An 18,171-nucleotide genomic window follows, 5' to 3' on the forward strand; every position below is an offset into this window, starting at 1 on the left:
AAGAGTGATTCGCAACGCGTGGCATTTTTACTATGCGTTGCGTTTAGTGTTTAAGGTGGCATGCGGAAGCGTCGGTATTGCGTTGCTCACACCTTAACAGGGCGTTAGTACGGGTTTGACATCAAAGGTCATAAGTTCTGGTGTTTATCTGTTTTGGCGCTCGTATTTACACCTTTCAGTTAGTGCCTTTCACGATCTTTCCGGTGGCACTAGATGCGGAGTGCTCGCTTTGATTTCACCGTCTACGGCTTCTAACTCTTAGCCTATTTCTTTGGTGCTTCTTCATTTTCGTGATGGCTTTTGAGAGAACCTCGATTACTTTTGGTGTGGCTGTTGAAGTACGAGGAAAGAATCCTTTTCTAATTTTAAGCCAGTGAAAGCAGGGCAGTTCAGTGCGTTTTTCTTCTAGCCAACTTTCGTCTTTCATTCGGGGTAAAGTTTTGTAGCTGCCCGTCTCACTTCAGTGTTCAAAGCCTTTCATATCATCTCAGTTTTCAATATCTTGGAGTACATAAATAAAAATAGCGCATGTACTAACAAATTGCTTAAGAGTGATTCGTAACGCGTGGCATTTTTACTATGCGGTGGCTTATGGTGATTAAGGCGCTGTGCGGTAGCTTTTGTATTGCGTTACTCACACCTTAGCAAGGCGTTATGCTCTCAGGAGGGAGTTGTGTATCTCAGGGAAAAAGATAAAGCTTTGAATAAAGGTGCAATTTTAATCGGCACTATAGGTATTATCGTTATTTCTATTGCATCAGGAAGCTTATTTGTAGCGCTAGGTTTGAGCTCGATAGCCGCAATTAGCTTATGGTTACAGCAAAAGTTTCCGGATAAAAATGGTCTTTACAGCATCGAGGTTCTAGGTGGGCGTATTAGTCTTAAACTGGGAAATAGCGCACTTTGGCATTTGAGTGTATGTGATGTTGAGTCCTATGATACGACATACTCAAGGGACGGTGCAGTGATCAAAGAAATTACTTTAAAAATGGTGAACGATAGTTATGTCTTACCAACACTAGAACGCTTTGAAACTACCGAAGTTTTGGATCTTGTAAGTCTTTTGCAAACCCTAAAAGAACGAGCATAACAAATTGTTCAAGAGTGATTCGGCACGCGTGGCATTTTTACTATGCGTTAGTTTTAGTGGTTAAGGTGGTATGCAGAGACTAGGTATTGCGTGCCTCACACCTTAACAAGGCGTTATACGCCAGAGTACTCCTCGTGCTAGATATAATAAAATATAAATTGAGTAGTAAATGACAACACAACAATACCCGCCAATCAACTACGCTGGCGCTCGGAAAGTATACAAAGATCAACCAGGAAATATTGCGGCTTTGACCGATGTGATCACACGCAGGTTGGCGCAAAGTGAAGAGTGGAATTATGTCAACCCAGGAGATTTGGGGTTTGCGATTTACACTAGAGCACTATATTTAAAACTTGCGGACATTGACAGTGCATTGCACGCCCTTGTCGCTTGGCAGTATTTTGACTCAAAAAGTATTGAATATGCCTTACTGGAGGATGGCGAAAAGATTACGATTTCGTTACCAAATAAAGAGGTGTCATTTGGTTTTCACTCTGACAGGGATCGCCGTGGGATTGAAGGCGCGCACCTGGAGATATCCACATGGCGCTCTTTGTTGTGCGAAGATTTTGATAGCGCAAGACGCTTCGTTAAAATCGTGGATCACCCGCAAGTTAAATGGCGGAGCGAATCTGGTGATACCTTCATTAGGTTGCTCGGGTGTGTTTTCAGCTTGGGTGATGGCGAGCCTATGGATTTGATTCAGGAGTACGTCAACCATAGTGCTTCTGAGCCGGTGAGTCACGGTAAGCCTGATAGTGTCACCTACCTCGATTTACCAGTGATCGATGTGATGATGAAAGTATTTGGTGGCGCTGATGAAAAAACCTACCAAAAGGCGATGTACTCTGCAGTTCAAAATCACCATGAATATTGGAGCCAGCCACGTCTGAATGATTCAGAACACGGCTATTTTTCCATGCAACTGACCACCCTAGCCAAAGTCGCCTTTGCAAGGTATGGTTACCGCATTGGTTTTGACACTGACTATGTACCAGAGGCGTTCTATACCCAACCGCTACCCACGTTGAGCTATGATTTTTTAAATAAATACACAGCACAAGAACACGACTAAACGGTATTGTCTCTTCTGGTTTGCGTATAACAAACTGTTTAAGAGTGATTCGCAACGCGTGGCATTTTTACTATGCGTTGAATTTAGTGTTTAAGGTGGTATGCGGCGGCATCGGTATTACGTTGCTCACACCTTAACAGGGCGTTAGCCGTCAAAGTACATAAATAGGAAAGGAGTCCTAAATTGAAAATTGCATTAGTCACTGGTGGTTCAAAAGGTATCGGTTTGTATTCAGTTCTTCGGCTCGTGAAGCAGGGATATAAAGTTGTTACGTGCTCGCGTTCGAAGAAGGTTTGGCTTGATGTAATGCAAAAATATCCAGAATTAAAATCTGTTGATTACCAGTCGGTTGATATTGCGAATGAGCGGCAATTAGACGATTTATTTGCTCACATTGAAGCTCAATATGGAAAATTGGATGTAGCGGTAAATAACGCTTCTCCGGCTCTTGTTTCTAGAGGTTATCTGCCTAAAGTCGATGTACCATTTCTCAAAGAAACACTTCATGTGGATTTTTTGTGCCAAGCCTTGTGTTTGAGGTTTGAACTGAAACTAATGGAAGCAGGAGCATCCATAGTAAATGTAAGTTCCGTTAATGGTCTTAGGCCAACACCCAATGCATCAATGTATAGTGCTGCTAAACACGCGCTTGAGGGACTGACTAGATCTGTTGCTCTAGAAAGTATCAAGTCTGGAATTCGAATCAATGCGGTTGCTCCCGGTGTAACGTGGACTCCCCGATGGGAAGAAAAGCAACTTGAAAACTCAAATATTCGCGCTGATGTTTCTGACGTAGTACCAATCAATCGTTTTGGGGAAGCCGACGAAATCGTCAATGCAATTAAGTTTTTATTATCAGATAAAGCCAGCTATATCGTCGGTCATACGTTGGTAGTTGATGGTGGGCTATCGTTGGCATGATCGGCTAACAAACAATTTAAGAGTGATTCGGCACGTGTGGCACTTTTACTATGCGTCGGTTTAAGTGATTAGGATGGTATGCGGTAGCATAGGTATTGCGTGCCTCACACCTTAATTGGGCGTTATGCTCAAAGAGAAAGCGATGAAATTGTTTGAAAAGGTCATTATTAAAAGTGCGCTCGATACTCTTTCGATTGACTGGGAAACTATTGTTAATAGTGTAGATCTTAATCAGCAGATTTATTTTACCGGTGCTGGGTACTTTTTGACGCTAAAGTCCCGTTCAATTCCCATAAACAGACATGTTGTTTCAGAACCTGTATTTGTAGGAAAACTAGGCAATGTTGATGTTGGGTTTATCGTAATAATTGAAAACAACGAGCTGACACTTGAATGCTATACCTATGGTGAAACGATTACCGCTAAAGATAGAGATAACAAGTTTCGGTGCCCTCTTGAAGAATGAGCATAACAAACTGTTTAAGAGTGATTCGCAACGCGTGGCATTTTTACTATGCGTCGCGTTTTGTGTTTAAGGTGGTATGCGGCGGCATCGGTATTGCGTTGCTCACACCTTAACAGGGCGTTATGTGCTTATGAGGAAAATTGACATGGAAGTGGTAGAGGCCAACCCTGATTTGGCCCCAATATTAGCGAGTTATGCGAAAGAATGCCTAGAATCGGGTATTCCAAAATATTCGGGTGTGGAGCAAGATCCGACAGCTTATTTGTCAGGTTTGGTCGAACGTTCAAAGGCAATCTCCGAGTTACCAAAGGGATATTTACCTAGCACAACTTACTACTGTGTATCGAACTCCGAAATTTTAGGTGCAATCCGAGTTCGCAAAGGTACTAATGCCAACGTAGAAAATGTCATTGGTCATATTGGCTACGAAACTAGACCGTCAGCACGTGGTAAGGGTGTAGCCTCATTTCTGCTTGCTTGGGTGCGAGACCATGTTGTCACTGATTCAGTTATTGTTACTTGCTCAATTGACAATCCCGCATCTCAAAAGGTCATCGAAAACTGTGGTGGTGAATACCTCGGTAACTACACAGATGAGAGTGAGGGTACGGTAAGGCGCTACCGTTTAGCACGCACATAACAAAGCATTCAAGAGTGATTCGCAACGCTTGGCAGTTTCGCTTCGCTCAAGTATAGCCAAGCGCCGCTCACACCTTAATGCGGCGTTAGTACGGGTCTGACATCAAAGGTCATAAGTTTTGGTGTTTATCTGTTTTGGCGCTCGTTTTTACACCTTTCAGTTTGTACCCTTCACGTTCTTTCCGGTGGCACTATATGCGGAGTGTTCGCTTTGATTTCACTGTTTACGGCTTCTAACTCTTAGCCTATTTCTTTGGCGCTTCTTCATTTTCGTGGTGGCTTTTGAGAGAGCCTTGGTTACTTTTGGTGTGGCTGTTGAAGTACGAGGAAAGAATCCATTTCTAATTTGAAGCTAGTGAAAGTAGGGCAGTTCAGTGCGTTTTTCTTCTAGCCAACTTTTGTCTTCCAATCGAGGTAAAGTTTTGTAGCTACCCGTCTCACTTCAGTGTTCAAAGCCTTTCATATTATGCCACTTTTCAATATCTTGGAGCGCATAAATAGCAGTAGCGCATGTACTAACAAATTGCTTAAGAGTGATTCGTAACGCGTGGCATTTTTACTATGCGGTGGCTTATGGTGATTAAGGCGCTGTGCGGTAGCTTTTGTATTGCGTTACTCACACCTTAGCAAGGCGTTAGAACTTTCAAAGGAACATATAGATGGAAGTAAATGAATGTATTTCCTTTATCATGCTTAATGGTTCAAAGGTACTGTTAGAACAACGCAGTGAACAAAAGGAAACTGATCCGGGCTTAATCACTATACCAGGTGGTCACATAGAATACGGTGAAACTCAAATTCAGGCGCTGTTCCGAGAATTAAATGAAGAACTCAATGTTATTCCAACGGAATACAAATATTTATGCTCCCTTTACCACCCAACAAAAGAACTGCAGTTGATCCATTATTTCATTGTTACCGGTTGGGCAGGAGACATTACGGCTCACGAGGCTGATGAAGTTAAGTGGTATTCATTGCAGGCGAACCAAGTTGGAATTGCAGCTGACAGTATCGCTTTGAAAGAATTAGAGCGGGTTAGTCGGTATCTTTGAGTACAGTTCTAACAAAGCGTTCAAGGCGGATTCACAACGCTTGGCACTTTCAGTTCGAATCGGCTTTTGTGTTTATGACACAATGGTTTAGGTAAGGTGGTCGCGTTGCTCACCACTTAACGCGGCGTTATGCCACAGGGAGAAATTCATGATTGTAGTAGCAAGGTTTTCTTTTCCTCATGAAGCTCATATAGCTAGAGCTAACCTTGAAAGTGCTGGTATCGAAAGCTTCGTTGCAGATGAGCATACGGTGAATACACAATGGCTATATTCAAATGCCATTGGAGGTGTGCGCTTAATGGTTTCAGAAAAAGACTTTGAAGAAGCTACTGAAATCCTGACTAGTGATTTTTCTGAAAGTCTTGAAAAGCACTCTGAAGCTGTGGGAGAGCAACAAGATATTTGTCCTCATTGTGGCAGTAGCGACATAACTGCTCATACACAGGGCAAGCGTCCTGCCTTTCTAGTTTTCATATTGCTAGGCTTTCCACTATTTTTCTACAAACAAGGCTATAAATGTAATCAATGTGGTGAGTTCAGTGAAAAGCTTTGAGTCGTGGCATAACAAACAATTTAAGAGGGATTCCCAACGCTTGGCATTTTTGGTTCTACTCAAATTAAGTGTTTATGGCACAATGCTTTAGGTTTGGGTGGTAGCGTTGCTCACCCCTTAATTGGGCGTTATGTGCCTTATGAGGAAAATTGACATGGAAGTGGTAGAGGCCAACCCTGATTTGGCCCCAATATTAGCGAGTTATGCGAAAGAATGCCTAGAGTCGGGTATTCCAAAATATTCGGGTGTGGAGCAAGAACCGAGAGCTTATTTGTTAGGTTTGGTCGAACGTTCAAAGGCAATCTCCGAGTTACCAAAGGGATATTTACCTAGCACAACTTACTACTGTGTATCGAACTCCGAAATTTTAGGTGCAATCCGAGTTCGCAAAGGTACTAATGCCAACGTAGAAAATGTCATTGGTCATGTTGGCTACGAAACTAGACCGTCAGCTCGTGGTATGGGTGTAGCCTCATTTCTGCTTGCTTGGGTGCGAGACCATGTTGTCACTGATTCAGTTATTGTTACTTGCTCAATTGACAATCCCGCGTCTCAAAAGATCATCGAAAACTGTGGTGGTGAATACCTCGGTAACTACACAGATGACAGTGAGGGTACGGTAAGGCGCTACCGTTTAGCACGCACATAACAAAGCATTCAAGAGTGATTCGCAACGCTTGGCAGTTTCGCTTCGCTCTAGTATAGCCAAGCGCCGCTCACACCTTAATGCGGCGTTATGCGCCAGAGGGTGAGAGTCGATCTGAATGATGCCAAGGTAGTTCTTTGGTGCTGTAACTGGCGGTAAAATCGAGAGTTTTCTAGCACCTGAAAACCCTCACGGTAAGCTTGTCTGCTCAAAAGATTTTGCGTTTGTTGAACGTCAGTTTTCTCTGGTGTTGTTTGTTCACGTGCGCTTCAATCAAAAGTCGCGGTGAAACTGCGCCCCGCTTGAATGACAGGGTTTACGATAGCTTTTTACTAAAGTCGTCGTGTGTTTTTTGGGTTTTGGGTAGTTTTTGTACCCAAGTGAGTCAGCGCATAACAAGGCGTTTAAGGCAGATTCGCAACGCATGGCATTTTGGGTTTGAATCAGCTTTAGTGTTTACGGCACAATGGGTTAGGTTCAGTGGTGGCGTCGCTCACTACTTAACGCGGCGTTAGCTGTTTGTGCATGTGGCATTGGAGAGATAAGCTTAATGGAAGCAAGATTTAATAAGTTATTAGCGTTCAGTATTGTTTTAGTCCATTTTTTTGCTTTCTCTGGGCTGATATATAAATCACAAATTTATGGGCATATAGCGGTCTCACCAGGAGAACTTTATGGGTTAGGTGACGTTATAGATTTACTATTTGCTTGTTTAGTTGTCTTGATGTGGTGCTGTGCGTTTGTATCCTCAATTGTGGTGACTTTACTTAATATTAAAAGCAACTGGCTAGCTTCTCTAAAGGCACTTTTATACGGCACAGTTGGTCTTGTCGGTTATTTCTACGTTAATAGTTCAGTCTCCTAGTACGAAACAGCTAACAAACTGTTCAAGAGGGATTCACAACGCGTGGCATTTTTACTATGCGTTGATTTAAGTGTTTAAGGTGGCATGCGGCGGCTTAGGTATTGCGTTGTTCACCCCTTAACAGGGCGTTATGAGGCGTCGCTATTTAGCTTAGAGATTTATGATGAAAAAAGGACTAACTTATCTATTACCTCTGCTTCTCTTTGGCTGCTCAGCGCAAGTTGATAAGCTGAGTTACTTGAAAGTATGGGATGACAAATGGAAAGAGTGCGACAAAATTGGTAAACAAACGATATTAGATTTCCCCAAATCTGAATGGTTTGAAAGCTTGCGCCTGGACGATAAAAAAGAAGTATTCTTATACATTCACTTTCTTAAAGACTATGAGTGCACTCAAGCTGAGGCTAGTAATCTCAAGGCTGTATTAGATGAAGCAGACATCACTACTTTAAATGGAGTTTTAAAAGGCTTTATCCATTTTGACAAGCCAAGTGATTCAAAAATTAAGCATTTAGACCAGCGGCAAGTTGAAGTCATGTCTCGTGAAATCAGTAGTCCTTTTAATGCTTTAGCTACGGCTGAAAAAATGGGACTACTTGAACATCAGTGAGAGCGCACCTCATAACAAATTGTTCAAGAGTGATTCGGCACGCGTGGCATTTTTACTATGCGTTGGTTTTAGTGGTTAAGGCGGTATGCGGAGGCTTCGGTATTGCGCGCCTCACACCTTAACAAGGCGTTATGGTGCTTTAAGGATCTGCGGAAAATAATCAGAAAGGAATTCGGAAAAAATGATACGTAATTTTTACACTTGTGACAAAGAAATCGACGAAAATAGCCATGATGGAGAAGGTTCAATTGATATCTATCGTGCATTTAGGCGTAAAGATTTCAATGGTGCTTGGGATTTCGCTATCCGTGTAGTTATGCCACCAGGAAGTTCTATGGGTGAGCATACTCACGGAGACGATGAAGAAATGTATATCATTTTGAAAGGTGAAGGCACTATGACCATTGAAGGTGAGGAAAGAAAAGTGACTTCAGGAGATATGATAGTTAATAAACGTTTTGGCACTCATGGTCTGGTTAATACATCGGCTAATGAAATTGAGTTGCTCATCATTCAAGCAAGTCTAAAATAAATCACCATAACAAAGCGTTCAAGAGGGACTCTCAACGCTCGGCGGTTTTGGTTCAAAGTTTGGTTTATGTGTTTACGGCACAATGACTTAAGTTGGGTGGAATGCGTTGTCGCCCCTTAACGCGGCGTTAGAAAAATAGGAGAAATCAGTGGCTTCTGAGATTAAAAAACTAGAACGAAGAAATAAAGCTCGAAAGAAGCTTAATGAATTAGCAAAAGACGAAGAGCATGTTTTAGTGATTCACTATTCATGTGAAAGCTTTTATGACCGTCCAGAGGGGCAAACACCTCGTGTCACTTCAATAGCGGTCAGAAACTATGCAAGCGGACAAACTGCATCATTTTCAATTCACAAGGTTGCTGAGCTAAAGCATGTTGAGTTTGCGGAAATCGACAAAAACTATGACATGCTAGAAAAAGAGATGCTTAATGAGTTCTACGAATTTATGAAGCAGCATAAAGCTTATTTCTGGGTTCATTGGAACATGCGCGATATCAACTATGGTTTCCCTGCTTTAGAGCATCGCTTCAAAATCCTTGGTGGTGAGCCTTATATCTTGGATGACTCAAAAAAAGTCGACCTATCTAGGCTTTTAGTTGCGCTCTATACAAATGGTTATGCACCACACCCTAGAATTATTAAACTAATGGAAATGAATCATATAACCGCCAAAGACCTACTCGATGGTCAAGGAGAGGCTGACGCTTTTGAAAACAAAGAGTTTGTAAAACTGCATCAATCTACATTGCGTAAAGTTGATGTATTTTGCAATTTCCTTGGTCGCACATTAGACGGTAGCTTAATTACTAAGGCTACATGGTGGGAAATGAATGGTGGTTCAGTCAAAGCGCTTGGAGAGTTTATCTCAAAGCATTGGGGTTTTACTTTGCTCGTCGGTATTGTAGGAACCGCGGCTGGTATCTACACATTTTTCTAACAAAGCATTTAAGAGTGATTCGCAACGCCTGGCAGTTTCGCTTCGCTCAAGTATAGCCAAGCGCCGCTCACACCTTAATGCGGCGTTATAGCGCCCGATAAAATTGAAGATGGATGGTGATGGATAGTATCGAAAAAGAGCTTTATCAAGCGGCAGTAGAATTAGTAAACATGCGATACCCTTCGGGTTGGGGTGGTGCCGCAGCTATTAGAACAGAGTCTGGCAAAATATTAACAAGCGTTGCTCCTGATACCCAAAACGATGCTCTTTCCCTATGCATGGAAGTGGGAGCGTATTTAGAGGCTCACAAACTCAATGAGCGAGTGACTCACTCATTATGTCTGTGTCGTGAAAATGAGAACTATGAGTTTCTAATCTTGTCACCATGCGGGGTTTGCCAAGAGCGCCTTGTCCACTGGGGTGGGGATGTCAAAGCAGCAATTACGACTCCAGAGAATGCATTGGTTTTCAAAACTATACGAGAATTAATGCCTCATCATTGGTCACTTGTAAACGGCAAAGCGCTATAACAAACTGTTTAAGAGTGATTCGCAACGCGTGGCATTTTTACTATGCGTTGGTTTTAGTGTTTAAGGTGGTATGCGGTGGCTTCGGTATTGCGTTGCTCACACCTTAACAGGGCGTTATGTGGTTGGAGAGAAATTATGAATCCATCAGCGGTTCTTGTTCATGTCCCAGATGTAGCGAAAGGGCTTGAATGGTATAAGAAAGCTTTTCCAGAAGCCGTTCCGGTTTACCATCCTGACTTTGACTTCACAGCGCTTGATCTAAATGGTTTCTCCCTAGAAATAGTCCAAGCAGATAAAAAGGTTGGTGCTGGTAAAAGTGGCACAGTTGTTTACTGGTCAGTAGATAACTTATGTGTTGCACTGGCTCATTTTCAAAAACTAGGTGCGCGCCTTTATCGCGGACCAATGGAAATTGAAGATGGTCTTTCAATGTGCCAAGTTGAGGATCCATTTGGAAACTTAATAGGACTACGTGGGAAAACCACATAACAAATTGTTCAAGAGGGATTCGCAACGCGTGGCATTTTTACTATGCGTTGGTTTTAGTGTTTAAGGTGGCATGCGGCGGCATCGGTATTGCGTTGCTCACCCCTTAACAAGGCGTTATACGTTTTGGAGATTTCGAGGATTAAATGACTATTTTAGAACAAGTAGAAGAACTGCTAGCGAAATCAGGACAAGAGTTTTTTAGCTCTACTGAAATTAAGAACCTGATGGCAGCCACTTACGGAACAAACCCTAACTCAGTGCTGCCACCTGACTATTGTTATAATCGAACCAACCATGGCATAGATAAGTCGGGGATGCTCAAACGGAAGTTCTTAATTCGTATTGAAAGCGGGCAATATCGTTATGTTGGGTTTGAGTACAAATTTAATGGCTATGTATATCAAAAGCCACATGGTAGCAAAGTCGAAACCATAGTCGGTTTTTGGAAAGATGGCATTTATAGTGAAGTCCGACAACCAGAAAATGACCTAGAAAACCTTGATGGTCAAACCTTAATTGAAGGTTCGACTAAACAAGTTACAGTTAACACCTATGAACGAAACCCAGCTGCAAGACAAAAATGCCTAGATTTTCATGGTTACAATTGTAAGGTTTGTGATTTCGACTTCGCCGAAGTTTATGGGGAAATAGGAAAAGGTTTTATTCACGTCCATCACATTGTTCAGATTGCCAATATTAAGCGTGAGTATGAATTAGACCCCGTTAAAGATTTAGTGCCGTTGTGCCCAAATTGTCATGCAATGGTACATAGGCATAATCCAGCGATGCATCCGGATGAACTTCGAGAAAGGCTGTGTCAAAAAAACGTATAACAAACTGTTCAAGAGTGATTCGCAACGCGTGGCATTTTTACTATGCGTTGGTTTAAGTGATTAAGGTGTTTTGCGGCGGCTTCGGCATTGCGTTGCTCACACCTTAACAGGGCGTTATGTGAATTTGAGGGAATATGAAAGTACTTACAATTATTTTGGCTACATTGTTTTCATCATTTGCAATGGCGGCTTCTGTCTCAGAATTACTAGTTGATAATCTTAAGCACGAAAGTAAGTCGTATACATGCAACGTCACTAATGTAGACACCTTGGACTATCAGGAATTGGTGGTTTGCGTTAAAGGTCGTGATATGCGTGCTATTGAGCTAATCAATCTCTGGGTGGCAAATTTTACAGCTAAAAATTCAACTGAAAAGGAGCACACGCAATTTGTAGTTCGTGCTAACGAGCTAATTAAAGGTGCAACTTATGTACTATCTATTAAGAATATCAAGGGAGAGTATATGACAGCCTTCTGTACTGATTGTGAAAGCATAGAATCAGCATCATTGCTCAACGATAAGAGTTCTTTTGTCTTTGATAGTCTTAGGCAATTGGCTAAACCGGATTAAATTCACATAACAAATTGTTCAAGAGTGATTCGGCACGCGTGGCATTTTTACTGTGCGTCAGTTTTAGTGGTTAAGGTGTTATGCGGAAGCTTCGGTATTGCGTGCCTCACACCTTAACAAGGCGTTAGTCGCCAGAAAAAGCTAGCAATCAAAATCATGTTTCTAAGCTCAAAACTTCGCTACTGGTTGTTTGATTCATAGTTCCATCTTCGACAGGCAAAGCTCTGTTTCATCGGTTCTAAATCAATGAATTGCTATTTTCCAAGCGGTTCTTTCGTTCTTTGGTGGTGATAGAGCGGGGCAATCGAAAATCTGTTTTTGGTTGCAAATCAGCTCGGTGAGTTTGTTGGTTTAAAAGCTTATTTACTTGCTGAAAGGACGTTTTCTCTGGTGTGGTAAGTTCCACGTGGTTTCAGTGACTTTGTTGAAAGTCCGCACTGTGAGATTGGTTTTCCAAAAGCGCTTTTTGGTGTTGTCAGCCTGTTTTCTGCGGCGTTGTTTGTTCCAAGTGGTTTCATTGGCTAGCCGCTTTGAGACTACGCCTGACTTAAATGCATCAAAGCACATAAAGTTTGTTGTTTGCAAAGTTTAGTTCGGCTTAAAATTGTCGCTCGGTGCCTCGCGACTAACAAACTGCTCAAGAGGGATTCGCAACGCGTGGCATTTTTACTATGCGTTGAATTTAGTGATTAAGGTGGTATGCGGCGGCTTTTGTATTGCGTTGCTCACCCCTTAGCAGGGCGTTAGGCGCTAGGAGGCAAACTTGAAAAAATTACTCGTGATATTGGCATTGGTTTCTGTACCTAGCTTCGCTTCTGATGATATTGAAGCCCCCTGTAAAGTAAAAGGTGGTGGTGTTATGGCCGGTTATCAGTGTGTGGAACAGAAGATGAAATCCGCAGACAAGGAGCTTAACGAAAGTTATCAGGAAGCAATCGCTAGAATAAGTGAGGAAGAAGCTGCACTAAGGGAAATCTGGTCTCAAACCGAGCTGGTGGAACCGTTTCGAAAGGCTCAAAGGGCTTGGTTAAAATACAGAGACGCTGAATGTGAGTTTTCAGGTCTTTCTTCCACGCCTTCACCTTGGCAAGGTGTTCAAATTGAAGAATGTAAGTTAAGAATGACCTTAGAGCGAGTTAAATATTTCAAGAATGTATATGTAGGTTAAAAGGAATACACCTAACAATAAATTCAAGCAGATTCGCAACGCTCGGCACTTTTGGTTTGAATTGGCTTTAGTGTTTACGGCACAATTGTTTAGGTAAGTGGTAGCGTTGCTCACTACTTAATTTGGCGTTAGGCAACCAGTCAAGTTATGAGTAAGAGTTAATGAATAAATATTATCAATTTAAATACTTAATTAGGTATAAAGTTAAAGATTTCATATGGGCAAATAAGTACATATTCGTACCATTAGGAACTGCGATAGCAAGTTTAATTTGGTATTTTTTAGACTCAGGACCTGAACCTATTGTACTAGTTGTATCTTCGCTAATCGCAACATTTGTACTCAAAATAGAGAAATCAGATGCATGGTATACAAAAATCCAAGGGAATGTGTATGAAATAAGATCTAGAAGTGATTTGGATAGCGAGAAAACTAGAGTTAAAAATGCTGAAAAATTCATTTCAGCATTACCTTTTGTTTATAAGTATCAGTTTATTCCTGCTAAAGGGGATAGCCTTAACCTATTAGTTGTTGATTCTATAATTTCTAACGATGAACAGTTTATAGAGTTAGCTAAAAACCATTTTTTTGTTTATTACATTGAAAAAAATGGTAAGCAAATTTACGAACGTGATTATGGTTAGCCTAACAAAGCATTCAAGAGGGATTCTCAACGCTTGGCATTTTTCACTCTAGGTCAAATTTAGTGTTTTATGGCACAATGTTTTAGTTGGGTGGTCGCGTTGTTCACCCCTTAATGCGGCGTTATGAGTCCCCCCAGAATTACAGGCAGGAGCCTAATTTGTTCAAGCTTTACTACTATCCAAACAACGCGAGTTTGGCTCCACACTTTCTATTGCAGCATGTGAAAGCTGACTTTGAATTGTTGTTGGTAGACAAGAAGGCTCAATCCCACAAAAAGAAAGACTATCTCAGATTGAACCCTGCGGGTCGTATTCCAACTCTGATTGTCGATGGGCAGGCGGTTTTTGAAAGTGTTGCGATCTGTATTCATATTTGTGAGTTACACCCTGAATCAGGGTTAATGCCAGCATTGGGTGATGCAAAGCGTCCTTTATTCTTTCAATGGTTAGCATTTCTTAACAATACGCTACAGTCAGAATTAATGATTCGCTATTACCCAAAGCGTCACACAACTAGTGAACTAGGGGCTCCGGATATAGTCTCGGCTCAAAACTCTCGCATTATGGAAGTGTTACCCATTCTTGATGAGCAACTTAAGCAACATGAATACTTAATCGGAAATGAGTTAACTGCATGCGACTACTTTCTGTTCATGTTGGCAGGGTGGCTACCAGAAGAGGCGCATGTGGAGAGTTATCAGCACTTATCGGGTTATCTGAAACGTCTCTGTCGCAATCCAGTAATAAGAGCAGTATGTGATTTTGAGGGGATTGATCTCACACCCTTTGAGTCATACTCATAACAAATTGTTTAAGAGTGATTCGGCACGCGTGGCATTTTTACTATGCGTTGGTTTTAGTGGTTAAGGTGTTATGCGTCAGCTTTGGTATTGCGTGCCTCACACCTTAACAAGGCGTTAGTTTGCAAGAGGAAAAACGCAGCTATATCGCAAGATCTAGTGGTAAAAGCTCAAAGTCGAAATTGTCGTATCGGCGTTCAATTTCAGTGTTAACCAGCGTGGTGAAAATTCAAAATTGGCATCGTTTCAACAGTTGATTTGTTCTTTGGTGCGGCGACTTTTAGGGTTAACTGAGTTGAGCTTTTTTGCTGAAACTCTGCTCGTTGAGTTTGTTGGTGCAAAAGCCGATTTACTCGCTGAAATGGCGTTTTCTCTGGTGTGGTAAGTTCATGTGGTTTCAGTGGCTTTGTTGACAGTCCGCATTGTGAGATTGGTTTTCCAAAAGCGCTTTTTGGTGTTGAGAGTTCGTTTTCTGCGGCGTTGTTTGTTCCAAGTGGTTTCATTGAGTAGCCGCTTTGAGACTACGCCTGACTTAAGTGCATAAAAACACATAAAGTTTGTTGTTTGCAAAGTTTAAAACAACGTAAAGTCAATGCTTTGGGTTTGCAAACTAACAAACTGCTCAAGAGGGATTCGCAACGCGTGGCATTTTTACTGTGCGTTGATTTTAGTGATTAAGGTGGTTTGCGGCGGCTTCGGTATTGCGTTGCTCACCCCTTAGCAGGGCGTTAGGTGCTTGGAGGAAATAATGAATTCAAAGGAAGTTGTCCTAGCTTTTTGGGATGCGATGAAAACTAATGACTTTGCCAAAGCTAGTGAGTGGCTTAGTCCTAATTTCGAAGGCTTTTGGCCTCAATCAAATGAACTTACAGTGGGTAGAGAAAATTTCACAGCTATCAATTCTTATTACCCTGCAAATGGTGTTTGGGAGTTTGAAGTTCATTCGGTAGTGTGTGAAGGTGCAACGGTCGTAACTGATGTTTCGATTACAGATAGTGTTCAAAAAGCCCGCGCTATTACTTTTCATACCGTTGAAAACGGTTTAATCATCAAGCAAAAAGAATTCTGGCCTGATCCTATGGAAGCACAAGAATGGCGCTCAAAATGGGTAAAGGTCGTACAAGAATAAGCTACGCACCTAACAAACAATTTAAGAGGGATTCCCAACGCTTGGCATTTTTGGTGCTACTTCCAATTTAGTGTTTATGGCACAATGCTTTAGGTTGGGTGGTAGCGTTGCTCACCCCTTAATTGGGCGTTAGTACGGGTTTTACATCAAAGGTCATAAGTTTTGGTACTTATCTGTTTTGGCGCTCGCCTTTACACCTTTCAGTTTGTACCTTTCACGTTCTTTCCGGTGGCACTATATGCGGAGTGTTCGCTTTGATTTCACCGTTTACGGTTTCTAACTTTTAGCCTATTTCTTTATTGCTTCTTCTCTTTCGTGGTTTTTACTAAGTCAAAATTGTCTTTCTTTGGTATTGCTGTCGAAGTTCGAGGAACGAATCCTTTTCTAATTTGAAGTCAGTAAAAGTAGGTGAGTTCAGTACGTTTTTCTTCTAGCCAACTTTCGTCTTTCAATCGGGGTAAAGTTTTGTAGCTGCCCGTCTCACTTCAGTGTTAAAAGCTTTTCATATCATGTCAGTTTTCAATATCTTGGAGCGCATAAATAGAAGTAGCGCATGTACTAACAAATTGCTTAAGAGTGATTCGTAACGCGTGGCATTTTTACTTTGCGGTGGCTTATGTGATTAAGGCGCTGTGCGGTAGCTTTTGTATTGCGTTACTCACACCTTAGCAAGGCGTTAGGCGCAGCAAAGAAATTCTTGGTTCTAATCTCTTTTTATCCCTTTGGCAATTCGAGCCAGTTTCTCGGCAATCTGGCTTTATCTTTCTAAGTTCTTGAATCACTCAACCCGTAAAACATGCCAATGTTCGCGGGTTGCCTCATTTAATTTCTAAGTTGGTTTGTTGTGAGCTATTTGGGCTCAAATCGTTTTGATTTTCTCTGTTTTTGAAGCTGGTTTACCAGTTGAAATTTCGCTCTGAAAGTTAGCCTTTTCAAATTCCATTTTTATGCGCTTAAAAGCCAATTTCTTTGGTGGTTTGGTTGCCGTGGGTTTCAGAGAGTTAGCCGCTTTAGCATTCGGGTTTTTATTAAATTCAATGGATTACGTGTATTTCTTTTTCCAAAAAGGTGTTTTTTAAAATCCAATTTTAACTATTTGCGTGAAGCGCCTAACAAAGCATTTAAGAGTGACTCACAACGCTTAGCGATCTCAGTTTAAACTTGGGTTTAGTGTTTAAGGTGCAATGGTTTGGGTTAGGTATTTAGCGTTGTTCGCACCTTAATGCGGCGTTAAGTTTCAGTAGAGTCCAGCGCAAACAAAAGGAGTTTAAGATGGTAGGGAAGTTTGAGTTAGATCCTCTGGTTATAGATGAGTCATTAGCTAAAGGTGCGATGAAGCGTTTAGCGCGAGAATGCGTTGAGAATGTCAATAACATCCGTTTTGTTAGTAACGGTGGTTTAAAGAACATGCAGAAGAAAGCAAAGTCTTTGTTCAAAGATGGCTCAGTTTCTGGATTTTATATTGGAGAGCGCGATTGTCTGGCTATGTTGGTAATATATGACCAAGTAAAGGAAATGTTTGCTGGTGCATATCTGGCTAAAGTTAACGGGAAGTACTCTATATACGACAGTGACATGCGTTTCTCTAAACATGCAATACAGCGTTTAATTCAGCGGTTGAAGACAAAGAATCCAAGACTTGATGTTGCTAAAGCAATTCATGAGCAAACAAAATACGTGCTTACCCGAGATGCCCAAAAAATAATTAATATACAAGAAAAGTGGCGAACTCCAGGACTAAACTCGGTAGATACGGCTCTACCTTATATTAATAATGGTGAATTGCTAGGTATGTGGTTCACTGCGTCAACTAGTGATGTCAACTGCACATTCGTTGGGCGAATTGTTGCTAAGACTTTTGTCGATTCGGAAAAACTACGAGAGCCTCAATATGCCAAATGTATGGAAGCATATAATTCGCAGTTAGTTGCACAATCTTCAGGTGAAAAAATGCCCCACTTTAGTTTGATAAATGAAACTTAACAATCTGTTTAAGAGTGATTCGCAACGCTTGGCATTTTTACTATGCGTTGCGTTTAGTGTTTAAGGTGGTATGCGGTAGCTTCGGTATTGCGTTGCTCACACCTTAACAGGGCGTTAGCTTTCTTTGGGAGAATAAAGTGAGTCAATATTTGATCGAACCAGAAGTTCCTGGGAGCTTGGGTGAAAATACTTTGGCAAATTTCGATTTGCATCCACCGATAATAGAAAAGCTGCATTTTCAGTTTGATGGGTGGTTAGGTGATGATTTATTGACTTCATTTCCATGCTTTTTAGTCACTGAACGTTTAGCAACGGCCTTAAGTTCATCGCAGTTGTCAGGATACAATCTGGAAGTGGCTGAAATATCTATTTCTGACGTATTTGAAGAATTGTATCCAGAGTGTACTTTACCTCGTTTTTCGTGGCTCCAAGTATCCGGAACCATCGGTAAAGACGATTTTAGCGTAACAAATGATGGGCTACTCTTAGTTTCTGGAAGGGCGATGGTGTTGTTACAAAGATATCAACTAGAAAATGCTGACATCGTAGCGTACAAAAGCTAACAAAGCATTTAAGAGTGATTCCCAACGCTTGGCATTTTTCATTCCATCGTTAGGTTTCGTGTTTAAGGTGG

General features: G+C 41.6%; 22 protein-coding genes. All 22 read left to right on the top strand.

The window, feature by feature from the left end; genetic code table 11:
- Positions 1-673: 673 nt before the first annotated feature.
- The 22 genes from NDJ01_RS02390 to NDJ01_RS02570 all read left to right on the top strand — a co-directional run bounded on the left by NDJ01_RS02390 (position 674) and on the right by NDJ01_RS02570 (position 18,100).
- On the top strand, positions 674-1,090 hold the full coding sequence (locus NDJ01_RS02390) for a hypothetical protein (protein WP_258586184.1): 417 nt from the start codon (positions 674-676) through the stop codon (positions 1,088-1,090).
- 169 nt (positions 1,091-1,259) lie between these two features.
- Positions 1,260-2,168: an immunity 49 family protein gene (locus NDJ01_RS02400; protein ID WP_258586185.1), complete on the top strand. Its 909-nt coding sequence runs from the start codon at positions 1,260-1,262 to the stop codon at positions 2,166-2,168.
- A 183-nt stretch (positions 2,169-2,351) separates the two neighbouring features.
- Complete coding sequence (locus NDJ01_RS02410; RefSeq protein ID WP_258586187.1) at positions 2,352-3,089, top strand: SDR family NAD(P)-dependent oxidoreductase; 738 nt, start codon at positions 2,352-2,354, stop codon at positions 3,087-3,089.
- Between the two features lie 142 nt (positions 3,090-3,231).
- Positions 3,232-3,555 carry a hypothetical protein gene (locus NDJ01_RS02415; protein ID WP_047734397.1) on the top strand — a complete coding sequence of 108 codons (324 nt, stop codon included), beginning with the start codon at positions 3,232-3,234 and terminating at the stop codon, positions 3,553-3,555.
- A gap of 145 nt (positions 3,556-3,700) precedes the next feature.
- The gene (locus tag NDJ01_RS02425) at positions 3,701-4,195 is read left to right on the top strand and encodes a GNAT family N-acetyltransferase (protein WP_025637911.1); all 495 of its coding nucleotides are present in this window, start codon (positions 3,701-3,703) and stop codon (positions 4,193-4,195) included.
- A 658-nt stretch (positions 4,196-4,853) separates the two neighbouring features.
- Positions 4,854-5,246, top strand: a complete 393-nt coding sequence (locus NDJ01_RS02435; RefSeq protein ID WP_258586188.1) for an NUDIX hydrolase — start codon at positions 4,854-4,856, stop codon at positions 5,244-5,246.
- Between the two features lie 148 nt (positions 5,247-5,394).
- Complete coding sequence (locus tag NDJ01_RS02440; RefSeq protein ID WP_258586189.1) at positions 5,395-5,799, top strand: DUF2007 domain-containing protein; 405 nt, start codon at positions 5,395-5,397, stop codon at positions 5,797-5,799.
- A gap of 154 nt (positions 5,800-5,953) precedes the next feature.
- Complete coding sequence (locus NDJ01_RS02445) at positions 5,954-6,448, top strand: GNAT family N-acetyltransferase (RefSeq protein WP_258586190.1); 495 nt, start codon at positions 5,954-5,956, stop codon at positions 6,446-6,448.
- Between the two features lie 547 nt (positions 6,449-6,995).
- Complete coding sequence (locus tag NDJ01_RS02450) at positions 6,996-7,310, top strand: hypothetical protein (RefSeq protein WP_258586244.1); 315 nt, start codon at positions 6,996-6,998, stop codon at positions 7,308-7,310.
- A 160-nt stretch (positions 7,311-7,470) separates the two neighbouring features.
- Positions 7,471-7,920: a hypothetical protein gene (locus tag NDJ01_RS02460; RefSeq protein ID WP_258506769.1), complete on the top strand. Its 450-nt coding sequence runs from the start codon at positions 7,471-7,473 to the stop codon at positions 7,918-7,920.
- Between the two features lie 181 nt (positions 7,921-8,101).
- Entirely contained in the window at positions 8,102-8,452 is a 351-nt protein-coding gene (locus NDJ01_RS02470) for a cupin domain-containing protein (protein ID WP_046874683.1), read from the top strand.
- Between the two features lie 148 nt (positions 8,453-8,600).
- A complete protein-coding gene (locus tag NDJ01_RS02475) occupies positions 8,601-9,389 on the top strand; it encodes a hypothetical protein (protein ID WP_258586191.1) in 789 nt (262 codons plus the stop codon).
- Between the two features lie 119 nt (positions 9,390-9,508).
- On the top strand, positions 9,509-9,919 hold the full coding sequence (locus tag NDJ01_RS02480) for a cytidine deaminase (RefSeq protein ID WP_258586192.1): 411 nt from the start codon (positions 9,509-9,511) through the stop codon (positions 9,917-9,919).
- 135 nt (positions 9,920-10,054) lie between these two features.
- Positions 10,055-10,408, top strand: a complete 354-nt coding sequence (locus NDJ01_RS02490; RefSeq protein ID WP_031848073.1) for a VOC family protein — start codon at positions 10,055-10,057, stop codon at positions 10,406-10,408.
- Positions 10,409-10,551: 143 nt separating this feature from the next.
- Positions 10,552-11,241, top strand: a complete 690-nt coding sequence (locus NDJ01_RS24750) for an HNH endonuclease (protein ID WP_309474484.1) — start codon at positions 10,552-10,554, stop codon at positions 11,239-11,241.
- Positions 11,242-11,375: 134 nt separating this feature from the next.
- Positions 11,376-11,813 (top strand): hypothetical protein, encoded by a 438-nt coding sequence (locus tag NDJ01_RS02510; protein WP_258586193.1) that lies wholly within the window; start codon positions 11,376-11,378, stop codon positions 11,811-11,813.
- A 763-nt stretch (positions 11,814-12,576) separates the two neighbouring features.
- The gene (locus NDJ01_RS02525) at positions 12,577-12,981 is read left to right on the top strand and encodes a lysozyme inhibitor LprI family protein (protein ID WP_258586195.1); all 405 of its coding nucleotides are present in this window, start codon (positions 12,577-12,579) and stop codon (positions 12,979-12,981) included.
- A 161-nt stretch (positions 12,982-13,142) separates the two neighbouring features.
- Entirely contained in the window at positions 13,143-13,625 is a 483-nt protein-coding gene (locus NDJ01_RS02530) for a hypothetical protein (protein ID WP_258586196.1), read from the top strand.
- Positions 13,626-13,783: 158 nt separating this feature from the next.
- A complete protein-coding gene (locus NDJ01_RS02535; protein WP_258586197.1) occupies positions 13,784-14,428 on the top strand; it encodes a glutathione S-transferase family protein in 645 nt (214 codons plus the stop codon).
- Between the two features lie 745 nt (positions 14,429-15,173).
- Complete coding sequence (locus tag NDJ01_RS02550; RefSeq protein ID WP_203535724.1) at positions 15,174-15,554, top strand: nuclear transport factor 2 family protein; 381 nt, start codon at positions 15,174-15,176, stop codon at positions 15,552-15,554.
- Between the two features lie 1,272 nt (positions 15,555-16,826).
- Positions 16,827-17,537 carry a hypothetical protein gene (locus tag NDJ01_RS02560; RefSeq protein WP_199450190.1) on the top strand — a complete coding sequence of 237 codons (711 nt, stop codon included), beginning with the start codon at positions 16,827-16,829 and terminating at the stop codon, positions 17,535-17,537.
- Positions 17,538-17,674: 137 nt separating this feature from the next.
- Complete coding sequence (locus NDJ01_RS02570) at positions 17,675-18,100, top strand: hypothetical protein (protein ID WP_074190742.1); 426 nt, start codon at positions 17,675-17,677, stop codon at positions 18,098-18,100.
- The last annotated feature ends 71 nt before the right edge of the window (positions 18,101-18,171 follow it).

The sequence above is a fragment of the Vibrio sp. HS-50-1 genome (assembly GCF_024747315.1).
GTDB lineage: Bacteria > Pseudomonadota > Gammaproteobacteria > Enterobacterales > Vibrionaceae > Vibrio > Vibrio diabolicus.

Coding starts and splice junctions, on each gene's coding strand:
- NDJ01_RS02400 (WP_258586185.1), top strand. CDS start 1,260: ATGACAACACAACAATACCCGCCAATCAACTACGCTGGCGCTCGGAAA.
- NDJ01_RS02415 (WP_047734397.1), top strand. CDS start 3,232: ATGAAATTGTTTGAAAAGGTCATTATTAAAAGTGCGCTCGATACTCTT.
- NDJ01_RS02425 (WP_025637911.1), top strand. CDS start 3,701: ATGGAAGTGGTAGAGGCCAACCCTGATTTGGCCCCAATATTAGCGAGT.
- NDJ01_RS02435 (WP_258586188.1), top strand. CDS start 4,854: ATGGAAGTAAATGAATGTATTTCCTTTATCATGCTTAATGGTTCAAAG.
- NDJ01_RS02440 (WP_258586189.1), top strand. CDS start 5,395: ATGATTGTAGTAGCAAGGTTTTCTTTTCCTCATGAAGCTCATATAGCT.
- NDJ01_RS02445 (WP_258586190.1), top strand. CDS start 5,954: ATGGAAGTGGTAGAGGCCAACCCTGATTTGGCCCCAATATTAGCGAGT.
- NDJ01_RS02450 (WP_258586244.1), top strand. CDS start 6,996: ATGGAAGCAAGATTTAATAAGTTATTAGCGTTCAGTATTGTTTTAGTC.
- NDJ01_RS02460 (WP_258506769.1), top strand. CDS start 7,471: ATGATGAAAAAAGGACTAACTTATCTATTACCTCTGCTTCTCTTTGGC.
- NDJ01_RS02470 (WP_046874683.1), top strand. CDS start 8,102: ATGATACGTAATTTTTACACTTGTGACAAAGAAATCGACGAAAATAGC.
- NDJ01_RS02480 (WP_258586192.1), top strand. CDS start 9,509: ATGGATAGTATCGAAAAAGAGCTTTATCAAGCGGCAGTAGAATTAGTA.
- NDJ01_RS02490 (WP_031848073.1), top strand. CDS start 10,055: ATGAATCCATCAGCGGTTCTTGTTCATGTCCCAGATGTAGCGAAAGGG.
- NDJ01_RS24750 (WP_309474484.1), top strand. CDS start 10,552: ATGACTATTTTAGAACAAGTAGAAGAACTGCTAGCGAAATCAGGACAA.
- NDJ01_RS02510 (WP_258586193.1), top strand. CDS start 11,376: ATGAAAGTACTTACAATTATTTTGGCTACATTGTTTTCATCATTTGCA.
- NDJ01_RS02530 (WP_258586196.1), top strand. CDS start 13,143: ATGAATAAATATTATCAATTTAAATACTTAATTAGGTATAAAGTTAAA.
- NDJ01_RS02550 (WP_203535724.1), top strand. CDS start 15,174: ATGAATTCAAAGGAAGTTGTCCTAGCTTTTTGGGATGCGATGAAAACT.
- NDJ01_RS02560 (WP_199450190.1), top strand. CDS start 16,827: ATGGTAGGGAAGTTTGAGTTAGATCCTCTGGTTATAGATGAGTCATTA.